Genomic DNA, 23,594 nt, shown 5'->3' on the forward strand with positions numbered 1-23,594 from the left:
CTCGAACAAAATAATAATTAATAATTGAATCAGATTGTTTTTTATTAAATCATATAATGATAATGATAGAAAATACAATCACTTATTATTGTATCTTAGGGGAGGATATGAATGAGTAAGGAATATAGATACATTCGTAGAATCATAGGCATATTTTTCATTGCCTTATTTTGTTTTATCACCTTTAATAACAGCACCACTTTAAACGTTAAAGCCTTTTCTGAAAGTGATGTAATTACTAATACCAATAAAATTGATGATGGTATTAGTACGTGGCATCAGATATCAGGAACCAATCCCAGTAACAGCGGCTACGTTGGTTCTATTCAGATTAGTAACGGTGTTTATTTGAAATATACTTTTGGATCGGCTCGTGATAAATATGGTAATGTGACAAGCGGCGGTGATAATACTGTAGCCACTGACGTTACCAAACTGAATAGCGGTGTTTACGGTGCGGGATATAATTACTATTCTAAAATCAATGTTTTTATTGATAATCATGGTAAATACAATAGTATCGTTCATCAAGGACAAGATTCCTATATCAACGGTAGTCCTCAGAAAACTTCTGATTCATCATTCGATTACGCCCTTGTTTCTGGTTCATCAGGTAAATATTATGCTGATCATTCAGTAATGGGAAAAATGAGCCCCAAAGTTTTTATGTATGGTTATGACAGTAACAATCGTCTAGTCTTAAAAATTGCCGGATATCTGGCTAGTGGACCTGGTGCCCGTGCTTATGCTGAAGTAGTTTTACGTCCCTCAGCAACTGGAGCACCTATTGTTCAACGTGAACTCTACGTCTACACTCCTTCTGGACAAGTACAATTCCAACCATATTTTGGTGAAGATACTGCGATGAATGACGATAGTACCATATATGACGCTTCTACTAATACTAGTGTTGATGCCGTTGGTGATGACGTTCCACTTTATGCTATCGGTGGCGGTCAAGGTCTTTATATTAATAGTGCTAAGAATACTAGTAACAGTAAATCTAAATTATTTGTCACAAATAATGTTCCCGGTGGATTCAAGAATTACATGGGTATTGCTTTTTCCAGCCAATACTCACAAGATATTAAAGGTAAACCTGTCAGCAGTAATGCCGGTAACGTATTAACACCTAACCTTAAACCTGGTGGCAGTGATCCTGGTGATACTGACAAAGCTGCCGGAGAACCACTTCTATTTGCCAATACACAAAATGGTGGATTGCAAGCTATTGTTGATGCCAATGGTCGTCAAAATTCAGCATATGTATTGAGATGGGATAGTGTCACATTGCCTGCTGGCAGTACAGGTCACTACGCTTCAACAATAGGTGCAACCGTATCCCCTTACGCTGTACCTATCGTAACTAAGACTTACACAAATAGTAATCAGAATTCCGATGGAACAAATAATGTTGGCGACACACTTCATTTCAAATTAAAGGTTGTTAATAACGGTTTGAATTCCCACTGGAATTACAGCAAATTAGTTGATACATTGCCTAAGGGATTGCAACTAGATCAAGACTCTGTTAAATATGTTTCTACTAAATCAGTTTCATACGGTTCTGGTTCTAATCAATATGACAAAGATGTTGTCGATGGAAGTGGTAATATTTCTGCTTCTTCAACGACAAATAATACAATCAACTTTACACCCAATAAAGTTCTAGAAGATAAAGCTACTTATACTGTTACCTTTGATGCTACAGTTACGTTTGCTGCTGGGGAGAGTTCTAGTTTGACTAACTCAGCCTCTTTCTATGGTAATAATCAAAACGCTAGTGGAGTCGCACTCGATACTACTGCTACTTATAATGACAGCGTAAAAATACCTATAGCAAGTCCTCATCTTGACATCTCATTCGACAAGACATTACGTAATGACACTACTAATCCAACTGGTAGTTTTTCAAATTCAGCTGATGGTAAAAAGGGTGACACTATTGAATATAAAGCTACAATCAAACCTACCGGAACTGATACCGTAAAAAGTGCCATCTTCAATGATAAACTCCCTGCAGGACTAGAATTGAAAGCAAATAGCGTCACAGTGAATGGTGTCGCCCAAAGTGGTGATATCGATGGTATCAATTTAGGCTCCATTGCAAATAACGGTACAGTAACCATTGGCTTTAAAGCTACAGTTACGGCTGTTACTAAACAAACCGCGACTAACATTGCTGTTTTGAATAGTATTAAAACAGCTAATGGTAAAACATATAATAATTTTCAATCTACCAGTGCTATCCTAAACATTGCTGAAACAGCGCCAACAATGAGTTTCGAACAAGTTCCAACTTCTATTGATTTCGGCGTCATCAATAGCTCTGGCTCTGAAAGAATATTGCCTAACGTCAAAACCGATGGTCATTTGGTAGTTGATCATACCAGTGACACTCCCTTCCAAATCACTGTAGGTTATGACAATGATAATGACGATGCCATTAAAAATACTGGCGATAATTCAAAACTAATTCAAGATAACGACAATGCTATTTACTTTAACCAAAATAATAATACTAATAAGGAAAATTGGTTGCCTCTTTCGGCCAGTGGTATTCCCATCAAAGATGAAGGCTTCTCTGGATCGCATACAAACTACGATTTAACTAATTACATCGGCTTAAAGCAATGGCGTTTGCGTGTTCCAGGTACAGCTACATCTGGTCAATATTCAGGTAAAATAACTTGGTCAATGCAAGATACTTTACAATAGACTCACGATTATTACATCTACAAAAATATTCAGCAGCTTATCAAAAAGTTGCTGGATATTTATTTTTCCATAACATAATTTTTAATACAATATTGCCCATTTTTATGCAATTTGTCTATTATGAGACAAAAATCATAATCATTCCATTATAAATATATTATTACTTATGTATAATATTCATGTATCAAAAATCAAAAAATATATTTTAATTTTATTATGTAAGGTCATCTAAACATATTTCCTAAAGGGGGTTAATAAAAAATTGTTAACAAAGTATGTTTTACAGGAGATGCCTTTACTCACTAGTCTCTTCTTTATCTTTGGTGTTTTTATTATTTACGAAATATTATTTGATGGAGTCAGATCAGTTTTATCTTTAAAAGAAATCAATATTGAATCGGGTTTTCTCAAAGCCCAACTAGGAATCATGTATTTATCTATTCTTTTATTCGGCCTGCAAACTCTCGTCGTCAATCGACAAACTACTTGGATTTTCATTAATTTTCAAATTATCGCTTTAATTTTCTGTGCTGTCTTTCTGGATGCACCAATTAATTATCCCATCTTCATTCCTATTGTCTTAGCATTTATGATTTTCAATTCGGCCATCTTTTATTGGGAATCATGGTGCTTTGCCTTAACGCTATTTCTTTTTTATTATTCACTAAAATACATTAAGAAAAAGCGAACTAATTCCTTTCCATTCATTTACTATATGCTGGATGGACTGTTCTTCGGTACTATTCTTTGGGGTCTAGCCAGAATCAAATTCTCTCTTAACGGAGCTATCATTTTTCAACAAGTATCTTACCTAATTGTTTTCGAAATTTTTGTTTACAGCTATATCGGCTTCTTTATCCGTGATATCCGCGTTAAACAGACACTTTATGAGTTTGCTCACTTAGATGCCCTGACACACGTTAAAAATTTTGCTGCCTTCGATAATGACATTCATTCTTTTTTCAATCAACATCAGAGTAATGATATTAATGTTGCCATGATTATGTTCGACATTGACCATTTCAAAAATATTAATGACCACTATGGACATTTAGTTGGTGATAAAGTTTTACAACAAGTCGCCGACATTACACAAACAGTTCTCAATGCCAACGATGAAAATATCAATTTTTATCGTACTGGTGGTGAAGAATTCAATATTCTCTTACCTAATTACAAATTATCAGAAATAGATTCCATTACTCAAGAAGTTTTCACAGCCATCAATAATTCTCAATTTAATTTCAACAATCAAACCGTTGACGTTTCAGTCTCTGTGGGTAGTTCTGAAATAAGAGAAAATGATCTTAATTCGGATGAATTTTTTAACCGAGTTGACGATGCGCTCTACCACTCAAAAAGAAATGGGCGTATGCGAATTACTAAGAGTTAAACAATCTATTTTTGTATTATTTATCAATCATAAAAAGAGGTGTTCATGTTAACCAAAATTAATCGGTTAATATGAACACCTCTTTAATTTCAAAATTAAAGCCCTAAATAGTTAAAACACTATTTAGTCTGGAGTAAGAATTTGGAATGCGTTCAGTTATGAAATCATTGTTAACGGCTTTGCCGTTTACAATGAGGCCGGACTTGAAGATCCATAATTTCACACAAAGCGTGGAATTATTAGCTTCAAGCCGTGCCCATAACGTTCCAATGCATTCCAAATTCCTGCGGAAGGCGGAATTTCAAGCACACTTATACTACTTACTATGATTGCTTAACCATTTCAGCACCAATGCCAGCTTTATCACAAATAATGGCAATGACATACTCGATTGTCTCCGTATCATCCCAATCAGCTGACAAATCCAAATTAACTTCACGACCATCTTTTAACTTTATTTCCAAATAATATGGTGTTGGCAAATTGAACATAATTTTTTTAGGTGCATAGAATGATCCACCCAAAATATTAGCAGGTGCATTCATTTCTCGACCCACGATCACTCGCAAAGACTTAACATCAACAAATTTAAAACTCATTTTATCTTCGCTAAAAGGCATCAATACTGATTGAAATTTGACACCGAAGTTTTGATAATCGTAACATCTAATACCATCATCGGTAACTTCCCAATAGCCATAAAAATCTGATAAAGTTTTGGCAAAAATAAGCGCAGTTATAACAAGAAAAGTTACTCCTAAAATTACCGCCAATAATATTTGATGCGTAAATACTGTTATCACTAAACCAACTAATATACCAACTACCCAACTCACGATCATTGGCACGTAGTTAATCTTGCGACCAAATTCAATACTATCCATTCTAATTCTCTCTTCTTCTCTATACTCTAATAAACAATTCTATACTTTTCACATTCACAAAGACAATAAAAAATAAGACCACATATTGTATGCAGTCTTATCAACATAATTCAATTAATTATTTCCAATCATAATCTGTCGGATCATTTAGTCCCCTCCCAGTGGCTTTATTCAACATAATTCTTTGTTCAAAGCGAGCTACATTACGTTTCGTTTCCTTAACCATATCTGGATTGACTGAAACATAATCAATGCCGCATTTAATTAAGAAGTTAGTGAAGTCTGGATACTCTGATGGTGCTTGACCACAAATACCAACAGTCTTGCCATCTTTATGAGCTACTTTGATCAAGTGGTTGATAGCACGTTTAACAGCTAGATTACGCTCATCGAACAAACTAGCCACTGTATCATTATTACGATCACAGCCAAGAATCAACATTGCTAAATCGTTTGATCCGATTGAGTAACCATCAACATACTTGTTAAACTGATCGGCTAAAATAATATTTGTTGGGATTTCAGCCATCATATATACATGGAAGTCGACACTACGTACAAGGCCTTCACCACGCATAATATCAGTAACCTTTTGAGCTTCATCAACAGTTCTAACGAATGGGATCATAACATTCAAGTTCTTTAAACCAAATTCGTTACGTACTTTCTTAACAGCAGCCAATTCGAGTTTAAAGGCTTCGATATATTTAGGGTCATAGTAACGTGAAGCACCACGCCAACCTAGTAAATCAGCTGGTTCATGTGGTTCATATTTGTCGCCACCCTTTAAGTTACGATACTCACTAGACTTGAAGTCTGAGAAACGTAATACCATTGGACGAGGAGCCATAGCACGAGCAACTTTAGCAATTCCATCAGCTAACATATCAACAACTTTTTCTGGATGTCCTTGTTCAATCAAATATAGTGGATGTTCATGAATAAAGGTTGTCCACAAGAACTCTTCACGCATCAAGCCAATTCCGTCAGCTGGTAATGTTGAATATTTATCGGCTAAATCAGGATCACCAAGATTCATCATTACTCCAGTTGCTGTAGGTGCAAATGTTTCAGCTGCAACTACTTGACCGCCAGCTTGAGTTGGTTCTGGTTTCTTAAGCAGGCTCTCAACTTTACCTATGTAGACAATACCATTTGTAGCATCAACTGTAACAACATCGCCCGTCTTCAAAGCATCAGTTGCAGCAACGTTCATACTCTTGGTACCAACGATACATGGAATTTGCATTTCACGGGAAACGATAGCAGCATGACAAGTCATCCCACCATTATTAGTTACAATGGCAGCGGCTTTCTTCATAGCAGGAACCCAATCAGGCGATGTCATCAAAGTAACAAGGATTTCGCCTTCTTTGAATTGGTCAATATCTTTAGGATCATCAATAACATGTACAACACCACTAGCTAAACCGGGACTAGCTGGCAATCCACGAACTGCAACTTTAGCATCTGCTTCTGCAACCACGTTATCATCTCCACCGTTAGCTTTATTCTTCTTACGTTGTGACCAAACAGTCTCTGGACGAACTTGAACGATCCACAATTTATTAGTATTGCTATCAAGAGCATATTCCATATCCATATAACAGCCATAGTGACGCTCAATCTCTTTAGCATATCCGGCTAATTCAATAACTTGGCTGTCAGTCAAGACTGGTTGACCTTGTAATTCTTCAGGTACTTCTTGTTCTTTAGTACCACCAGTTGAATCTCTAATTAATTCAATTGGTTGTTTAATAATATTCTTTTCAACAATCTTCATTGATTGCTTGTCTACAACAAAATGATCAGGCGTTACTTTTCCTAAAACAATATATTCACCTAAACCATAGATAGCATCAATCACAATCTTAGACTCATCACCATTAGCGACGTTAACCGAGAACATGATTCCTGATGCTTTAGAGAAAACCATCATCTGAATAGCAGCTGACAAAGCAACTTTTTCATGTGGAAAATGTTGCTTGTGTCTGTAGTACGTTGCACGATCAGTAAAGAGTGATGAATAACATTGTTGTACACGGTTAACGACATCATCGGCTCCTCTAATATTTAGATAAGACTCTTGTTGGCCAGCAAATGAGGCATTAGGCAAATCTTCAGCTGTAGCAGACGATCTAATCGCTACGAATGGATCAGTCTGTCCCATCTTGTCAGAGAGATCGGCATATGCTTTCTTAATATCATCAGCCAAATCAATTGGCATCGTTGCTCCAACGATCAAATTTCGAATTTCTTCACATGTCTTATGAAGTTCATCGGAATTCTCGTAGTCACTTATACTTTCCAACAATGCATTAACCTTATCGTTCAATCCAGTTTGATGCATGAAGTATTGATATGCGCGTGCGGTCGTTGCAAAACCATATGGTACCGGTACGTCCATTGAGGAAGTCATTTCTCCCAAAGAAGAAGACTTTCCACCAACTAAATTAACATCCTTGCGATGCAATTCATCAAACCATAAAACATTCGCAGTATCTCGACTACTCATGATAATATTGCCTCCTTATATTTCCGATTTAATTCTATTCTATGCATAATTGAAATTGCTTTTTATAAGTAATTTCATTACGACCACATTATAGTTCATTTACTCACAAATAGTAAACATGTTTAAACCATTTTTGGCTTAAAATATTAACCTAATTCCATTGACTTCTTGATAAATAAAACGGTATATTCATTGATATATACGGATTGTATAGTAAAATTAGTCAATTTTTATTAATCAATAATAATCATAATTTATATCATTTTTAAAAGTTCATTTCATCACAATATTGTCATATAAGTGCAAAAAAAAGAAGCATATCAGTTAAGATATGCTTCTTAAATTATCTTCATATATGAATCAAAAGATTACATCATGCCGCCCATACCACCGGCTGCAGGATTAGCTGCAGGTGCAGCATTGTTATCCTTTGGTTCTGGCTTGTCAGCAACAACAGCTTCTGTTGTTAACAATAGAGATGCAACACTGGCTGCATTTTGCAATGCTGAACGTGTTACCTTAGTTGGGTCGATGATTCCGGCGTCAACCATATTTTCCCATTTGTTAGTTGCAGCATTGAAGCCAACTTCATTCTCTTGGTTCTTAATGTGTTCAACGATAACTGAACCCTCGAAACCAGCATTTTCAGCGATTTGACGTAGTGGCTCTTCAAGAGCACGTGCAACGATATTGATACCTGTTTGTATGTCTCCTTCTTCTTTAAGAGCAGTAACTTTACCAAGTACGTTCATCAAAGCAGTACCACCACCAGCAACGTAGCCTTCTTCAACAGCAGCACGTGTGGCATTTAAAGCATCTTCAATTCTGTACTTGCGTTCTTTCAATTCTGTTTCAGTAGCAGCACCAACTTTAACAACGGCAACACCACCAGCTAATTTAGCTAGACGTTCTTGTAGTTTTTCCTTGTCAAAGTCAGATGTTGATTCACTGATTTGTTTCTTGATTGTTTCAACACGTTCGTTGATAGCGTCCTTGTTACCTGAACCTTCAACAATTGTTGTGTTGTCCTTTGTAACAGTAACCTTACCAGCTTGACCTAATTGATCCATAGTTGTGTCTTTTAGTTCAAGACCAAGGTCAGAAGTAATAACTGTACCACCAGTTAATGTAGCGATATCTTCAAGTTGTGCCTTACGACGGTCACCAAAACCAGGAGCCTTAACAGCAACAACGTTGAATGTACCACGGATCTTGTTCAATACAAGTGTTGGTAGAGCTTCACCGTCAATATCATCGGCAATGATCAATAGTGCCTTACCTTGTTGAACAATCTTTTGTAGTAATGGCAAGATATCTTGAATATTTGAAATCTTCTTGTCAGTGATCAAGATGTAAGGATTGTCGAGGTCAGCTTCCATCTTGTCGTTATCTGTAACCATGTATTGTGAAATGTATCCACGATCAAATTGCATACCTTCAACAACATCAAGTGTTGTATCAATACCCTTTGATTCTTCAATTGTGATAACACCGTCGTTACCAACTTTTTCCATGGCATCAGCGATTAACTTACCAGTTTCTTCACTAGCTGATGAAACTGAAGCTACTTGAGCAATATCATTCTTACCTGAAACCTTATGTGAAATCTTGTGAAGTTCATCAACAGCAGCATTTGTAGCCTTTTCGATACCTGTTCTGATACCAACAGGGTTAGCACCGGCTGTAACGTTCTTCATACCTTCTTTAACGATTGCTTGTGTCAAAACAGTAGCTGTAGTAGTACCATCACCAGCAATATCATTTGTCTTTGAAGCAACTTCGGAAACAAGCTTTGCACCCATGTTTTCAAAGTGGTCTTCTAGTTCAATACTTTTAGCAATAGTAACACCATCATTTGTAATCTCAGGTGAACCGTAACTCTTTTCAAGAACAACATTTCTACCTTTAGGTCCGATTGTTGTCTTAACTGTATCAGCTAGCTTATTAACACCGTCCATCATCTTTGAACGTGCATCTTCTGAAAATTTAATTTCTTTTGCCATTAATTTTCACACTCCATAATTAAATTCTTTTAGTTAAATTTTTTTAAGTTTAAAATTAATCAATAACCGCCATGATATCTTTTTCATGAAGGATTAAATATTCATTGTCTTCATACTTAACTGTTGAGCCTGAGTATTTATCAAAAAGAACTTTATCACCCTTTTTAACGTTCATAGGTAATTTCTTTCCATCTTCAGTAACTAAGCCTTCACCAACGGCAACAACATCGGCTGTTTGTGGCTTCTCCTTAGCGTTGTTTGCTAAAACAATGCCACCAACTGTCTTTTCTTCTTCTTTATCGACTGTTACAATGACTCTATCTCCAAGTGGTTTTAACAATTTAAATCCCTCCGATTATTATTTTTCTTAGTGTTTATTTTTATATCTTTAGCACTCGAACATCTCTTGTGCTAATCACAAGTTTTATATTAACATTATATTGAAAACATGCAAGTATTTACCTTTAAAAAATGTAAGGAGTAATCATGAATTTTCCCAAAAATCAATTCTTCACCCTGTTAACATATATCCTTTTGTTACTGCTGGGTAGTGTTCTAAACATGTTGTCAATCACTGGTTCAATCTATTTCGTTATTATCACATTAGGTGCCCTAATTGCCACTGGTCTTATGATGTATCTGGTAAAACTAAATGGCCCAAATGATTTCGAAGAAAAAAACGATTTGAATCATAATTTACAATGGATCATTTTAGGAACTATCGGTGCGATTGCCCTCCAATACGGAGTTGGCTTTATTGACCAATTAATTTTCCATACTAGTACCCATTCACAAAACACTATGCAATTGTTATTGATGGTCAAAGCTTATCCATACTACTTCTTGTACGTATTGATCTGTGCGCCTATCATGGAAGAAATCGTCTTTAGACGCATCTTCTTCGCTAATATGATCAAGCCAACTAACATCTATATTGCTGCTATCATTTCAGCATTGTTATTTGCCTTCATGCATCAAGATACCAGATTCATCGTTTATGTAGCCATGGGGCTTTGGTTCTCATTTGTTTATTACAAATCAAAAAACATTTATGCCAGTGCTGGTAGCCACATTCTGATGAATGCCATTGTTTTAACTTTAAGTATGCGTTAATTAAATTATGAATATACTGAAAAAACAGCCCATCGATTGATAGGCTGTTTCTTTGTGTTTAAATCATTTTTTACTACGCGGATTATTATTCCCCACGCTTGTAGGATGCAACGTACTTTTCCCGTTTATCCTCATCAAATTCTTTTTCACTATTAGCGATAATAATTGTTGCCAGAGAGTTACCGACGACGTTAACGGCGGTACGTCCCATATCTACGAGACGGTCGATACCGGCAATGAAGGTCAAACCTTGCATTGGCACACCAATGGTTGATACCGTGGCTAAGAGTACAACAAACGATGCTCCAGGTACCCCGGCCATCCCCTTAGATGTTAACATCAATACGACCACAAGGGTAATTTGTTGTCCTAAACTTAAGTGAATATTATAGGCTTGTGCTAAAAATAGTGCAGCTAATGATTGATAGATAGCTGAGCCATCCAAATTAAAAGTATATCCAGTTGGAATAACGAAACTGACAATACCTTTAGAGGCACCATACTTTTGCATCTTTTCCATCATTTTAGGAAGAGCTGCTTCTGAACTGGCAGTTGTAAAAGCTAAAGTTACTTCATTTTCAATAATTCTGAATAATTCATAGAAACGAACATGGAACAAATGTCCAACTCCAGCCATAACGACAAAGACGAAAAATGCCATGGTTGCATAAGCAATCAGAATGAACAATGCCAATGGTTTCAAAGAGTTAAAGCCCATTTCACCAACAGTAACACCGATCAAAGCACAAACACCAATAGGAGCTAAACGCATAACCCAGTTAGTAACTTTGAACATAACGTTGGCAACAGCATTTAAAGTATCAGTAATAATCTGACCTTGTTTGCCAATAGAAGCTGTTCCCAATCCGAATAGGACTGAGAAGAAGATGATTGGTAACATATCACCCTTACCTAATGATTCAAAAATATTGGTTGGGATAATACTCATCAAGATTGACCAAATACCCGAATGTTTGGCAGTTTTGGCAGTAGCTGTGTATTGACTAATATCCGAACCTTTTAGACTATGTACATCGATAAAGGTACCGGGATGTGTAACATTAGCGACAATAATACCAATAATAATCGCTAATGTTGTCATTATTTCAAAATAAATTAAAGTCTTTAATCCAATTCGGCCTAACTTCTTAATATCACCCATATTGGCGATACCAACTGTTAAACAAGAGATAACAATCGGTAACACAATCATCTGAATCATTGAAATAAACATTGTACCAATGTTCTGCATTACCTGAATAGCAGCTTTATTTTGATAAAAGACCTGACCAAGGATAATACCTAAAATCAAACCAATAATAATTTGCCAGCCTAAACTTACTCGAAAAAATCGTCGTTTTTGCACTTTAAAGTCCCCTTTGAAATCAACATAGTTTTAATTATAGAAGACTTTTTGTAAAAAATGAAATTGATAACGGTTTCAAATTAAAATATTTTTCATTTAATTCATTTTCACGAACAATAATTAGTACAAACCACAAAATAGTTCTATTTTTGCTTAATTCAGCCAATAAAAAAAACAGAACATACGGTTTTTTCAAATCGATATTCTGCATTTTTTTACGTTATTTAATATTTATCTAATCTTCGCCTGATTCTGAAGCAATAATATCCAAATCGCCAGAAAGTGTCCATGAATCAACAGTTGCTGGAACAATTAAATGAATACCCTTGCTCAAATCATAGTCTTTTCCATCAACAGTAATCTTACCTTGACCATTAATTACAGAAATCAAAGTATACTTACCGATTTGATGATGTAATTCGACTGGTTCTTTAATTTCCCAGTGATAAACTGAGAAGAATGGTGATACAGGTGGTTGAACAAATGTTGTAAACTTGTTCTTACCCTCTTCTTTTGATTCAATGTTTAATTGTGGGTCTTTATGAGGAACTGTAATTGTATCCTCTGACTGCTTGATGTGAAGGTCACGCTTCTTACCTGTAGACTTCTCAACACGGTCGTAGTCATACAAACGATATGTTGTATCACTACTTTGTTGTGTCTCTAGAGCCATAATACCCTTGTTCAAGGCGTGAACAGTACCACTTGGTACGTAGTAGAAGTCACCAGTTTTAACTGGAACTTTTCTCAATAGATGATCCCAGTCACCTGATTCAATCATCTTATCAAGTTCAGCTTTATTTTTAGCATTGTGACCATAGATCAAGTATGAACCTGGTTCCGCATCAATAATGTACCAGCATTCTGTCTTACCTAATTCATGCTCATGCTCTGCTGCATATTCGTTATCAGGGTGAACTTGAACAGATAGGCTAGCTTCAGCATCCAAAATCTTTGTTAAAAGTGGGAAAACTTTTCCCTTAGGATTGCCAAATAGTTCACCGTGATTTTTCCAAAGATCATCAACATATTGACCAGCAAATTCGCCATTTTCAACTTGTGATCTACCATGTGGATGACCTGAAATAGCCCAGCATTCACCAATAGTGCCATCTGGAATATTGTAACCAAATTTAGTTTCTAGCTTTCTTCCACCCCAAATTTTTTCGTGGAATACAGGCTTTAAGAACAATGGTTCACTCATAATACTTTCCCCCAAAAAATTATTCTTGCTCTTCCTTCATTGACTTATCACGATCTAAGAAGAAAATCAAAGTCTGCAATTCATTAGCCAAATCAACATAATGAACGCGGATACTACTTGGAACGTTGATAATTACCGGTGTAAAGTTTAGAATTCCTCTAACTCCAGCATCAGACAATAAATCAGCTGTTGTTTGAGCTGCATTTGAAGAAACTGTCAAGATACAGACATCAATTTGTTGCAAATGAAGCTGTTCCTTCAATTCAGATATATCATAAACAGGAACGCCACTCTTAACTGTACCGACAATTTCCTTATTAATATCAAAAGCTGCCGCAATTCGAACATTATTAGTCCGAGAAAAGTTATAATTTAGTAAGGCGTTACCTAAATTACCTACACCGACTAAAGCTACGTTAGTACGCTTGTCTTGATTTAAGAGTTTTTTAAAGAAAGCTACTAAATCGTTTACATCGTAGCCATAACCGCGTTTTCCAAGTGCTCCTAGATATGAGAAGTCACGTCTTATTGTAGCACTATCTATCTTGACCCCTTCTGATAATTCTCCAGAAGAGATCTTTTTTGTACCTTCATCTTTTAAAAATTGAAAATACCGATAATAAATTGGTAAACGCTTTATTGTTGCGTTTGGAACTGTTGTTTTTGTCATAATTTACCACCATATGTGTGTCATTTCACTAACATTTATAGTAAATAAAAATCAACAAAAACGCAACACGTTAAACCTATAAAGACATAATTTATTAAATAATGCTAAAATTGTGAATACATAAAGGAGTTTGAAATTGATTTTATTACAAGCACAAAACATTACAAAAAATTTTGGTACTAAGAAGCTGTTCTCTAATGTCAGCTTTGAAGTACAGGATAATAGCAGGATTGGTCTAGTCGGCCGAAATGGTGTCGGCAAATCAACTATGCTCAAAATTATTTCCGATCAGGAAAGTTATAATAGTGGAAATATTGCTCTAAAAAAGGATACAAATATCGGTTACCTTGCTCAGGATTCCGGTTTAAATAGTGAAAATAAAATTTTTGACGAGATGGAACATGTTTTTGACTATCTAAAAGAACAAGAAAAAAAGATGCATGTCTTAGAAGAAAAACTTGCTGACCCCAATATTCAAGACTACGACAACATCTTGAAACAATACGATCAATTACAAAATACATTCCGTCAAGAAAATGGTTACGGCTATCAATCAGAAATCCGTAGTGTCCTCAAGGGATTTGGATTTGATGAAGATGTTTGGCAAGCTCAAATATCAACCCTTTCTGGTGGTGAGCGTTCACGTTTAGCTATGGCTAAAATGCTATTGGAACATCATGATATTTTACTTTTGGATGAACCAACAAACCATTTGGACATCAATACAGTGGAATGGCTTGAAGGTTATCTCAAAAATTATCGTGGGGCGCTAGTCATCGTATCCCATGATCAATACTTTTTAGACAAAGTTGTTACTGAAATTGTTGAGATCAACCATCACTCTTCAACACACTACTCTGGTAACTATACTTTCTACTTGCAAGAAAAGAAAAAGAATCAAGAAGTAGCTTGGAAACATTATGAAGAACAACAGGCTGAAATCAAAAAGACCGAAGAATACATTCAAAAGAATATTGTCCGTGCTTCTACCACTAAGATGGCCCAAAGTCGTCGTAAAAAACTTGAACACATGGATATCTTAGATCGTCCTGATAGTGACCAAGGTTCCGTTCACTTTAAATTTCAAATTGATAAAGAAAGTGGAAACGACGTATTGCTAGTCAAAGATGCCGCTATCGGTTATGAGAATCACATCATGTCCGAACCAATCAATTTAGATGTCAAGAAAGGAGAACGTGTCGGTATCATTGGACCTAACGGTATCGGTAAATCAACTTTTCTAAAATCTATCTTGGGACAAATTCCAATGATCAAGGGAACAACTCAGTTTGGTGCTAATGTTGAAGTTGGTTACTATGACCAGAATTTGAAAAATCTTGATCCTAAAAAAGATGTTCTCCATGAAATCTGGGATATCTACCCTCGCTTAGACGAGCAAGTAATTCGTAATATGTTGGGAGCCTTTCTCTTCAGTGGTGACGATGTACTCAAACCTGTTGCCGGTCTATCTGGTGGTGAAAAGGCTCGATTAACTCTGACGAAACTAGCTATGGAACACGATAATTTCTTAATCATGGACGAACCTACTAACCACTTGGATATTGACAGCAAGGAAGTTCTTGAAGATGCCTTGAAGAATTTTGAAGGAACTGTTCTTTTCGTTTCCCATGATCGTTACCTTTTGAATACTTTAGCTGATCGTATCGTTGATATTGGTGAACACGGTAGCAAGATTTATCTTGGTGACTACGATTATTACGTGGAAAAAACAACTGATCATCCAACTGAAGAAACACAAACAACTGCTAATGTCAGTGAAAAGAAAGTTCAGTATCAACAGTCCAAGGAACAACAAAAACAAGAACGTAAATTACGTCGTCAAGTTGAAGACTTAGAGAAACAGATTGCTGAACTGGAAGATAAAAATACCGCTATTCAAAAAGAAATGACTAAAGATGAAAATCTGACTTCTTATAGCAAGTTAGCCGATCTTCAAAAGGAACTCGACGAAAATAAACAACAACAGGACAAAGTTGAAGAAGAATGGACTGAAAAATCTATTGAACTAGAAGACTTTACCGACTAGAAAGTAAAACAAAACATTGTCCAACTCTTAGACCAGTGCAGTGATCATCAAATATGATCGCCACACTGGTTTTTTTGGATAAAAAACTGGTTTCAACATTTTTGTTGCCCACATTCTTTAAATTTGATAACTTAATTCATAAAGAATATTTCCAAAGGAGCATAACAATAAAACAAGAAAATTTCTTAATCAGATTCTTTAAGGGTGTCATTATCGCTTTAGGCTTCATTTTACCAGGAGTTTCCGGTGGTGTTTTAGCCGCTATCATGGGGATCTACGAACGAATGTTGAGTTTTATGGCCCACATTCGTCAGAATTTTAAACGCGACTTCCTCTACTTCTTACCCATCGGAATTGGTGGTATTGTCGGAATCGGTATTTTGTCTAAACCTCTTGATTATCTTTTGCAAAATTACCAAGTGATCGTCCTTTGGGGGTTTGCCGGAACAATTATCGGAACTCTACCGACCTTGTTTAAAGAGTCGACATCCCAAACATCTCGAGATAAATATGACCTTACTTGGTTCTTAGCCAGTTTTGTCGGTGGAGGAGTTTTCCTCTTCTTCATGAGTGAAATATTCGGAACTATTCCCGCCAACTTCTTCGGTTTCGTTATCGCAGGTATCTTAATTGCACTGGGAGTCTTGGTACCCGGATTAAGTCCTTCAAATTTATTGATTATTTTAGGACTCTATACACCAATGCTAAAAGGTTTTAAAACTTTTGATCCACTAGTCTTTATTCCCATTGCCATCGGTGGTGTAATCTCATTACTGACATTCTCCAAAGCTATGGAAAAATTGATTCAGCAACACCATTCAAGGGTTTATCACTTCATTTTGGGTATCGTCCTAGCCAGTACGGTTCTGATTCTGATTCCTAATCCATATACAAATGATGGTATTTCTTATATTGGCACAACTGGCCCTGATATTATCTTAAGTTTGGTTTTCTTCGTTATCGGTTGCGTATTAGCACTCTGGATGAGTAGTTTAGAAGAACGTTACAAATAAAATTACGAAAAAAATACTGCCAATAGACTTTTAAAATCTATCGGCAGTATTTTTTATATTGTTTCACTCAGTGTCCATTCAATTTTGCCCGTATAATCGCCTGCAAGGTTAGGAAATTCATTCTTCAATAGAATACCGTCCTCTTCACTCCAAGCGTCTGTAACGTCCGTATTTTGGCTTTCACCACTATTAACAGTATCCTGTTGGGCAATTAATGTATCATCATTCAAAGATTTTGCATTCAAATCCTTATCAATGAAGTACAGTGGTTCAGAATAGCTACTATCTTCTTTATTAAACAGACCTGTTGATTGGGCTGATAATTTCCATTTAGTTCCCGTGCTATTTACATCAATATCCCAATTCCCCGAACGTTTGACGTATTCACCTATCTTGGAACCAGCATTAATTGTTTGAAAACGATAATTATCAACTTCTAATTGTAAATTCTTTTTTGGCTTAATCTTAACTTTATATTCCAAAGTGTTAGAAATACGATCCTTGGAATCTGATAATTTCAACTTGAATGTATAAGTCTTATCAGCTTCCAAACCATTTAACGTATAAGGAATGTCATAAGTTCCTGTCTTAACACCCTTATCAACTTGAATGTCACCCTTTTGTACACCAGAAAGTTTGTTGCCATCTTGGTCATAAACTTCCAAATTACTTAGTAGCTCTTCGCCATCAAAAGTTGACCCTTTCAAATAAGAAATATTACCTTGAAAATGAGCTTCATCACCCAAATTTAATTCCTGTGACAATGAATTAGTATTCTCAATATGTAAAACTTCATTATCAATTACAAAATCAGGACTCATCGTATCACCAGTATAATTATCGGCCTGATAACTAGTATTGACTCCTGACACACTAGTTGTTATTGGCGTGGAACTTTCTGGTCCCTTAACAGTTCCATAAACTTCAATATTAGAATTATCTCCAATTGCATTCATTGATGGAATCGTCACATCAAATCCTTTTACAGTCTTATAACTTGGTGGATCAGTCTCATACTTACCTGGAATCGTTATCGTGACATCCTTTAAATCGGACTTATTAATTTCTTGCGTTTTAGTAGTGCCATCTTCATCTTGATAGGTCATTTTACCAATGACACCATTTGCATCACCATTGTATTCAACATTCTCTGGCAATCCAACTGTAGCTTTGATTTCACCTGACTCAGAAATACCACCACTATAGGCCAATTTCTGTTCTAATTTAATTTCATCACCATCACTAGTTGATAATTCTTTAGTGCTGCCTAAAGTCTTACTACTATTTTTTGTGACATCAGTTATCTGTGAAGTTCCCTTCATATCAACAATCGAAGGCATTTTTTCAATAACCATATCCAAGTCATCAATTGATGACTCTGGAGAACCTGTTGAAGCAGTAAATCCCCAACGAACCTTCTTATCATCACTAGTGCCTATCAATTTAGAAATATCGATACTGAAAGTTTTACTATCCTGAGCTGTTTGCATTTTGTCAGTACCATCAGGAAACTTATCATTAATCAAATATGATAAACGAGCTGTAGTTCCCGTTGTAGGTGGTGTATAAGTGATTTTAAGATGACGCCAACCATTACGTGGATCTTGTGTTTCTGAGTTAGCGACTTCAAGGCCATCATAACCTGTGAAATAAGAATTATTCTGCACTGGTCCACGATGTGTTATGTTGTAGAAATAATTGTTTAGAATAAGACTATAACTATTCTCCATATAAGTAGCGGTATCACCTGGATAATTCCAAGCAATATGACCAGTTTTCAATTGATTCATAACAATATTACCAGGATTAGACATTGAAAATTTGTCATAGTCTAGATAATCATTAACAGAATTTGAAAATGATCCTGCTGTTTTGTTCACATAATGATCAAATTCAATGGCTACACTTTTTTGAATTCCGTCAGAAGCACCAGAAAGTTTTGTTGTAGTAGTTTTGTTATCTGGAGTTCCACCACCCCAAACACCCAAGGTCTCACCCGCAGTTGGAACACCATTACTACGAGAAATTGCTTGGTCACCTAAATCATCATTTTGAAGCACAAAAGCAAAACCATCATAACCATCGACCTTGCTTCCTCCATAGAACCAAACCGAAATTTCTTGTGGTTTACTCAAATCAAAATAGTTATAAGTTTTATTACCATTACTATCTTTAACAGTTCCCCAAAAAGAACCAATTTGCTTTTTCTGCGTACTTGACCCATCTAACAATTGAATAATGTCAGTTGAATCATTATTAGAATCACCCGCACGAATTATTTTACTAGAACTTTTAAAAGCTGTGGTATCGTTAGTTTTTGTATTCGTATAGTATTCTGGAGCCGTAACGAAATCATTTAGCTTCATACCTTTAGGTGCATGCTCATATACACTAGTTCTATCTGGAACTGAATAAGCTTGGACCATGGTAGGCTTAAACAATTGAATGAACGGCAAAAGAAATATAATCAAATAAAGAAATCCTATACGTTTCTTCATAAGATCAACCTCCTTGTCAAACATCGACATCTTATATTTTATAAATATTATATAAGGTTATATCACTTTTTATATATCATATTTGGCAAATTTTATTATCGGATTTTAATTTTTATTAAAAAGCATAAAAAAATCAGATTAAAGTAAAAAATAAGTTATCAATCCAATTAATTTTGAATTGATAACTTATTTTTATTTTTGTAAATACTTATTCTTTATTTTATAAGAAGTTTCATCGATAGCTCTAATTGCATCCGAGTATTTGCTCTCAAAGGCCAAGGCTGTTTTCAGCCCATTATTTTTAAAACCCAACAGTTTTTGATAATGCAATACTTCTTTTTGAGTAAACTCAGTTCCCGACATCAATCCTAAGATAGGAAATTGTTGCGTCTCCTGGGCTACAAAATGCATAATATTGCAAAAATCAATCTCATCAGTCATTGAATTATTAACTGCATATTGATTCAATGCTCTATCCTTAATTTGAAAATCACTGACATGTTCCATGCCACTTTGCCACGATAGATCCCAGACCTTACTTTCAAGATCATATTTAACGCGATACCAAGACTCATCTTCCATTGTAGCAAACACATCATGGTCTGATTCAAAGACTAACACTAAATAATTGTAGATCTTATAGTCCGAAGAAACAGATAAATTGGTAAATGGAATAAACAGATGGTCAATATCGATTCCTGCATCGAGCATCTTCAATCTCTCAATAATATGCATTTTTAAATCAGTAGAAGTTTCATTCTCAGCTGGATCAAATTCAAAACTGGGAATTTCAAAAGTACCATTGTTAGTAGCCTTCGTATAAATCCCATCTGTCCTCTTATCATACTTCAACAGCACGTATGAAATAACCGTTCTATTTTCCATCAATTACACCTCTCATCTTTTTTACCACAATTTTCTAAATTTATTAATCCTTTTTTAGAAATAATTAGTATTATTTGCAATTTGTATATAAAAAAACCTCTAATAGTTGAAATTCAACTTAGAGGTATCATTTTATTCCATATCAAAATCTAAACTAGGATCAGCATTCAAATCTAATTTAGCAAAATCACCTTTATCATATTGAATCTGAGCCATCGCACCGATCATGGCAGCATTGTCACCACAAAGTCTTAATGGTGGGAAAACTAATTCCATATCCATATGACGTTTTTCGATTTCTTCAGCCAAACGTTTACGTAGACCCTGGTTTGCGGAGACACCTCCACCAACAATCAATTGCTTAACGGGATGTTGCTTCAATGCCCTAAATGTCTTGTTGCTCAAAATATCCAATACGGCTCCTTGGAAACTAGCAGCTAAATCATCTTTATTCAACTGTTCATGAACTTGATCAGCATGATGAACACGATTGATAAAGGCACTCTTCAATCCACTGAAACTGAAGTCCAAATTATCTTCTTGTACCATTGCTCTTGGAAAATTGAAAGTATCCTTACCCTTAGCAGCCATTTGATCAACTTTTTTACCAGCTGGATAGTTAATTCCCAAAATACGGCCGATTTTATCATAAGCTTCACCAACAGCATCATCCCTCGTATCGCCAAGGGTGTGGAAAACTCCAGGAGCTGTAACTAAAACAATCTCCGTATGTCCACCAGAAACTAACAAGGACATAAATGGATATTGTAAATCAGTCACAAAGTTAGCTGAATAAATATGTCCGGCTAAATGATTAACTTTAATCAAAGGTAAATTGTGTGCAAATGCCACTGTTTTAGCGGCCATGATTCCGATCAACAATGAACCGACTAAACCGGGACCATAAGTCACAGCCACAGCATCAAGATCACTATAACCAACTTTAGCTTCATCCAAAGCCATATTGATACAACGAGTTACTTCTTCGACATGATGACGACTAGCAACTTCTGGCACTACTCCACCGAAACGCTGGTGACTCTTTATTTGTGTTGCAATAATATTTGATAAAATTTCTTTACCATTCTTAATAATAGCGACGGAAGTTTCATCACAACTACTTTCAAATGACATTATTAACGTATCTTTTTCCACAATGTTCTCCCCTACAAATCAACCATCATTTCTAAAGCATCGTGATGATTTCTAAAATAATACTTTTTATGCACTGTTTTCACCTTAAAACCAAAGGCTTCATATAAGGCAATCGCAGCATCATTAGTTACATCGACCTCTAATGACATTTTCTCAAAACCACGTTTGCGACAATAATCAAAAGCCTGATTTAACAATAAATGTCCAACACCTAAGTTCTGATAATCACTGTTAACTGCTAAATTAGTAATATGCGACTCTGATTTGTCACTTAATGAAATGCCAATAAAAGCTACAACACCGGTCTCATTAACCAATGACAAATAGAGCGCATTCTTATTGCCAATTTCCATTTCCACGATATCAATTGGCCATGGTACCGGAATTGGATAAATTGTTTCTTGAATTCGCATATATTCAATCGAATCATCTGGAATTGCCTTTCGTAGGGTAAATTCCTGTCCGTCGATTGTCACTAATTGTTTTTCAAAATCAAATTTTTCCTTCTTATTACCAGATAAGATATTTTTAAATTTCTTCAACATAGGAAACATTTTTGTCTTCCTTATTACCTTTAGCGTACCAATCGTGTTCCGCCTGAGTTAAACGCAAGTAGGTCGGGATAAAGTTATCAATATCCTTAACAGGTTTGGTTGTCTCTGCAATTTTAGCCAATTTACCAGCAGCCGGCAATGAATTTTCACTCATAATTATTGTTGCTTCAGGAAATTGTTTTTGGATTAATTCTTGTAACCTAGGCGTAGCGTTAATAAACTCTAATTCATTAGGTTCATATTGTTTTAATGTTTCAAATAGATTGGCCATTGAAGTGTGATGATCTGCAATAACAGTTAATAATCTGCCATCACGATTTGTTACATAAACACCAGCAAAAGCATTATCATTTCTGGCATCCATTAGAGGAACTAAAAGATGCTTTTTGTCACCATTTGCAGCCAAGAGTTTCAAACTAGAAACTCCCACTAATTTTTTGTTCAAAGTGTCAGCTAATGTCTTAGCTACTGTCACAGCAATTCTTACACCTGTGTAAGAACCTGGACCTTTGGCAACAGCAATTAGATCAATATCATTCACTGTAAGTCCTGCTTCTTGCAAACCATCTTGAATATCAGGTAGCAAAGAAACACTATGTGTCTTCTTTTCAGTTGACTCTATATGCGCCAAAACCTTGCCATCTACTACTACGGCAACAGATAACGGTTTATTCGATGTGTCAAACGCTAATATTTTCATAATTATCCCTCATTCTTAATAGAATTATTTTAACACATAATTTTAAACAAAAAAAAATCGACCTATCGGCCGATTCTATTAAATTTTGAATTATCTATCCATCTTAATACGATGAAGAGAAGTCCAGTTTGATAAACCAGACTAAATGCCTCTTTCGCAAGTCTCGGTATTAACAATGTAACATAAGGTATATTAGTCATCATGTGAATCCACAAAGTATTAAGCCCTGTATTTACAATCACTGTAATTAACAAAACTGTAATAAATGTTCTCAGGATCGTAACTTTATGATTGTACAACATATATCCATAAATCACTCCAGATACTAGGGCGGTTAAAGTAAAACCCCAAAAGAAACTGCCTCCCGTCGCCATAATTGTATGACTGATAATATCTGCTAGAACATTGGCAATTCCAGCCTTCACAGGACCAAAGTAATATCCCAATAATCCAACGGCAATGAAGCTAAAGCCTACCTGTAACATGTTGCTACCAATCGACAACTTTGACAATACCATTTGCAATGCTATTAGCAAAGCCATCCACGTAATTCCTTGAACACTAACGACTTTCGTTCTACTGTTCATAATCGACATCTCCCAACGGAGCTGCCACAGAATATAAAAGAGACATATATAAAGTGGCGAATGCGGAAACAAGATCGCGAGAAAACTATCTTCGTCCGATGTTCACATTCCGTTCCATCAGCACTTAACGCCTTGAATCCTACCCCAAATATTTTTGAATACTTAAATATGGTAGCACAATAAAATAACTATACAAGTAATTGGTTTTTGGATAAGGTTTTGCTAAGGATGTCGCCCTCCGCAACAAGCACTATTGCTCTGGAACGCTGTGGACGCTGATTTGAGCCAA

The 23,594-nt window shown here is 35.7% G+C and carries 18 protein-coding genes and 1 riboswitch; of the genes, 5 read left to right on the plus strand and 13 right to left on the minus strand.

Features of this window, described 5'->3' with window-relative positions:
• Positions 1 to 111: 111 nt before the first annotated feature.
• Both FD33_RS03170 and FD33_RS03175 read left to right on the plus strand, forming a co-directional pair.
• Positions 112 to 2,718: an isopeptide-forming domain-containing fimbrial protein gene (locus tag FD33_RS03170; protein WP_025084628.1), complete on the plus strand. Its 2,607-nt coding sequence runs from the start codon at positions 112 to 114 to the stop codon at positions 2,716 to 2,718.
• A 262-nt stretch (positions 2,719 to 2,980) separates the two neighbouring features.
• Positions 2,981 to 4,111: a GGDEF domain-containing protein gene (locus FD33_RS03175; protein ID WP_056955751.1), complete on the plus strand. Its 1,131-nt coding sequence runs from the start codon at positions 2,981 to 2,983 to the stop codon at positions 4,109 to 4,111.
• 323 nt (positions 4,112 to 4,434) lie between these two features.
• Here the strand turns inward: FD33_RS03175 and FD33_RS03180 are convergent, their stop codons facing one another.
• The 4 genes from FD33_RS03180 to groES form a co-directional block, all read right to left on the minus strand.
• Positions 4,435 to 4,995: a hypothetical protein gene (locus FD33_RS03180; RefSeq protein ID WP_025085094.1), complete on the minus strand. Its 561-nt coding sequence runs from the start codon at positions 4,993 to 4,995 to the stop codon at positions 4,435 to 4,437.
• 118 nt (positions 4,996 to 5,113) lie between these two features.
• Positions 5,114 to 7,510 carry a phosphoenolpyruvate synthase gene (gene ppsA, locus FD33_RS03185; protein ID WP_025085095.1) on the minus strand — a complete coding sequence of 799 codons (2,397 nt, stop codon included), beginning with the start codon at positions 7,508 to 7,510 and terminating at the stop codon, positions 5,114 to 5,116.
• A 368-nt stretch (positions 7,511 to 7,878) separates the two neighbouring features.
• Positions 7,879 to 9,513 (minus strand): chaperonin GroEL, encoded by a 1,635-nt coding sequence (gene groL / locus FD33_RS03190; RefSeq protein WP_025085096.1) that lies wholly within the window; start codon positions 9,511 to 9,513, stop codon positions 7,879 to 7,881.
• Between the two features lie 55 nt (positions 9,514 to 9,568).
• Positions 9,569 to 9,853 (minus strand): co-chaperone GroES, encoded by a 285-nt coding sequence (groES, locus tag FD33_RS03195; protein ID WP_025085097.1) that lies wholly within the window; start codon positions 9,851 to 9,853, stop codon positions 9,569 to 9,571.
• 146 nt (positions 9,854 to 9,999) lie between these two features.
• On the opposite strand from groES, the gene FD33_RS03200 reads away from it, so the two are divergent.
• Positions 10,000 to 10,626 (plus strand): CPBP family intramembrane glutamic endopeptidase, encoded by a 627-nt coding sequence (locus FD33_RS03200; protein ID WP_025085098.1) that lies wholly within the window; start codon positions 10,000 to 10,002, stop codon positions 10,624 to 10,626.
• A gap of 85 nt (positions 10,627 to 10,711) precedes the next feature.
• Here the strand turns inward: FD33_RS03200 and FD33_RS03205 are convergent, their stop codons facing one another.
• The 3 genes from FD33_RS03205 to FD33_RS03215 form a co-directional block, all read right to left on the minus strand.
• Entirely contained in the window at positions 10,712 to 11,992 is a 1,281-nt protein-coding gene (locus tag FD33_RS03205; protein WP_025085099.1) for a cation:dicarboxylate symporter family transporter, read from the minus strand.
• A 235-nt stretch (positions 11,993 to 12,227) separates the two neighbouring features.
• Positions 12,228 to 13,196, minus strand: a complete 969-nt coding sequence (gene manA / locus FD33_RS03210; protein WP_025085100.1) for a mannose-6-phosphate isomerase, class I — start codon at positions 13,194 to 13,196, stop codon at positions 12,228 to 12,230.
• Positions 13,197 to 13,215: 19 nt separating this feature from the next.
• Complete coding sequence (locus FD33_RS03215) at positions 13,216 to 13,866, minus strand: redox-sensing transcriptional repressor Rex (RefSeq protein WP_025085101.1); 651 nt, start codon at positions 13,864 to 13,866, stop codon at positions 13,216 to 13,218.
• A gap of 136 nt (positions 13,867 to 14,002) precedes the next feature.
• Here FD33_RS03215 and FD33_RS03220 point away from each other — a divergent pair, with 136 nt between their 5' ends.
• Positions 14,003 to 15,913, plus strand: coding sequence for an ABC-F family ATP-binding cassette domain-containing protein (locus FD33_RS03220; RefSeq protein WP_056955752.1), 1,911 nt, complete (start codon positions 14,003 to 14,005; stop codon positions 15,911 to 15,913).
• Positions 15,914 to 16,074: 161 nt separating this feature from the next.
• Positions 16,075 to 16,926, plus strand: a complete 852-nt coding sequence (locus FD33_RS03225) for a DUF368 domain-containing protein (protein ID WP_056955755.1) — start codon at positions 16,075 to 16,077, stop codon at positions 16,924 to 16,926.
• Positions 16,927 to 16,979: 53 nt separating this feature from the next.
• Here FD33_RS03225 and FD33_RS03230 read toward each other — a convergent pair whose 3' ends face one another.
• The 6 genes from FD33_RS03230 to FD33_RS03255 form a co-directional block, all read right to left on the minus strand.
• On the minus strand, positions 16,980 to 19,424 hold the full coding sequence (locus FD33_RS03230; protein ID WP_025085102.1) for an L-type lectin family protein: 2,445 nt from the start codon (positions 19,422 to 19,424) through the stop codon (positions 16,980 to 16,982).
• A gap of 192 nt (positions 19,425 to 19,616) precedes the next feature.
• The gene (locus FD33_RS03235) at positions 19,617 to 20,309 is read right to left on the minus strand and encodes a hypothetical protein (RefSeq protein WP_025085103.1); all 693 of its coding nucleotides are present in this window, start codon (positions 20,307 to 20,309) and stop codon (positions 19,617 to 19,619) included.
• Between the two features lie 132 nt (positions 20,310 to 20,441).
• Positions 20,442 to 21,464 carry a tRNA (adenosine(37)-N6)-threonylcarbamoyltransferase complex transferase subunit TsaD gene (gene tsaD / locus FD33_RS03240; protein ID WP_056955753.1) on the minus strand — a complete coding sequence of 341 codons (1,023 nt, stop codon included), beginning with the start codon at positions 21,462 to 21,464 and terminating at the stop codon, positions 20,442 to 20,444.
• Between the two features lie 11 nt (positions 21,465 to 21,475).
• The gene (rimI, locus tag FD33_RS03245; protein ID WP_227005162.1) at positions 21,476 to 22,009 is read right to left on the minus strand and encodes a ribosomal protein S18-alanine N-acetyltransferase; all 534 of its coding nucleotides are present in this window, start codon (positions 22,007 to 22,009) and stop codon (positions 21,476 to 21,478) included.
• Positions 21,993 to 22,718 carry a tRNA (adenosine(37)-N6)-threonylcarbamoyltransferase complex dimerization subunit type 1 TsaB gene (gene tsaB / locus FD33_RS03250; protein WP_025085105.1) on the minus strand — a complete coding sequence of 242 codons (726 nt, stop codon included), beginning with the start codon at positions 22,716 to 22,718 and terminating at the stop codon, positions 21,993 to 21,995. Before tsaB ends, rimI begins: the two co-directional genes overlap by 17 nt.
• A gap of 62 nt (positions 22,719 to 22,780) precedes the next feature.
• A complete protein-coding gene (locus FD33_RS03255) occupies positions 22,781 to 23,305 on the minus strand; it encodes a folate family ECF transporter S component (protein WP_056955754.1) in 525 nt (174 codons plus the stop codon).
• Positions 23,306 to 23,357: 52 nt separating this feature from the next.
• Positions 23,358 to 23,454: riboswitch (THF riboswitch) on the minus strand.
• Between the last annotated feature and the right edge of the window lie 140 nt (positions 23,455 to 23,594).

Origin of the sequence: Companilactobacillus paralimentarius DSM 13238 = JCM 10415 (genome assembly GCF_001434985.1) — a bacterium.
GTDB lineage: Bacteria > Bacillota > Bacilli > Lactobacillales > Lactobacillaceae > Companilactobacillus > Companilactobacillus paralimentarius.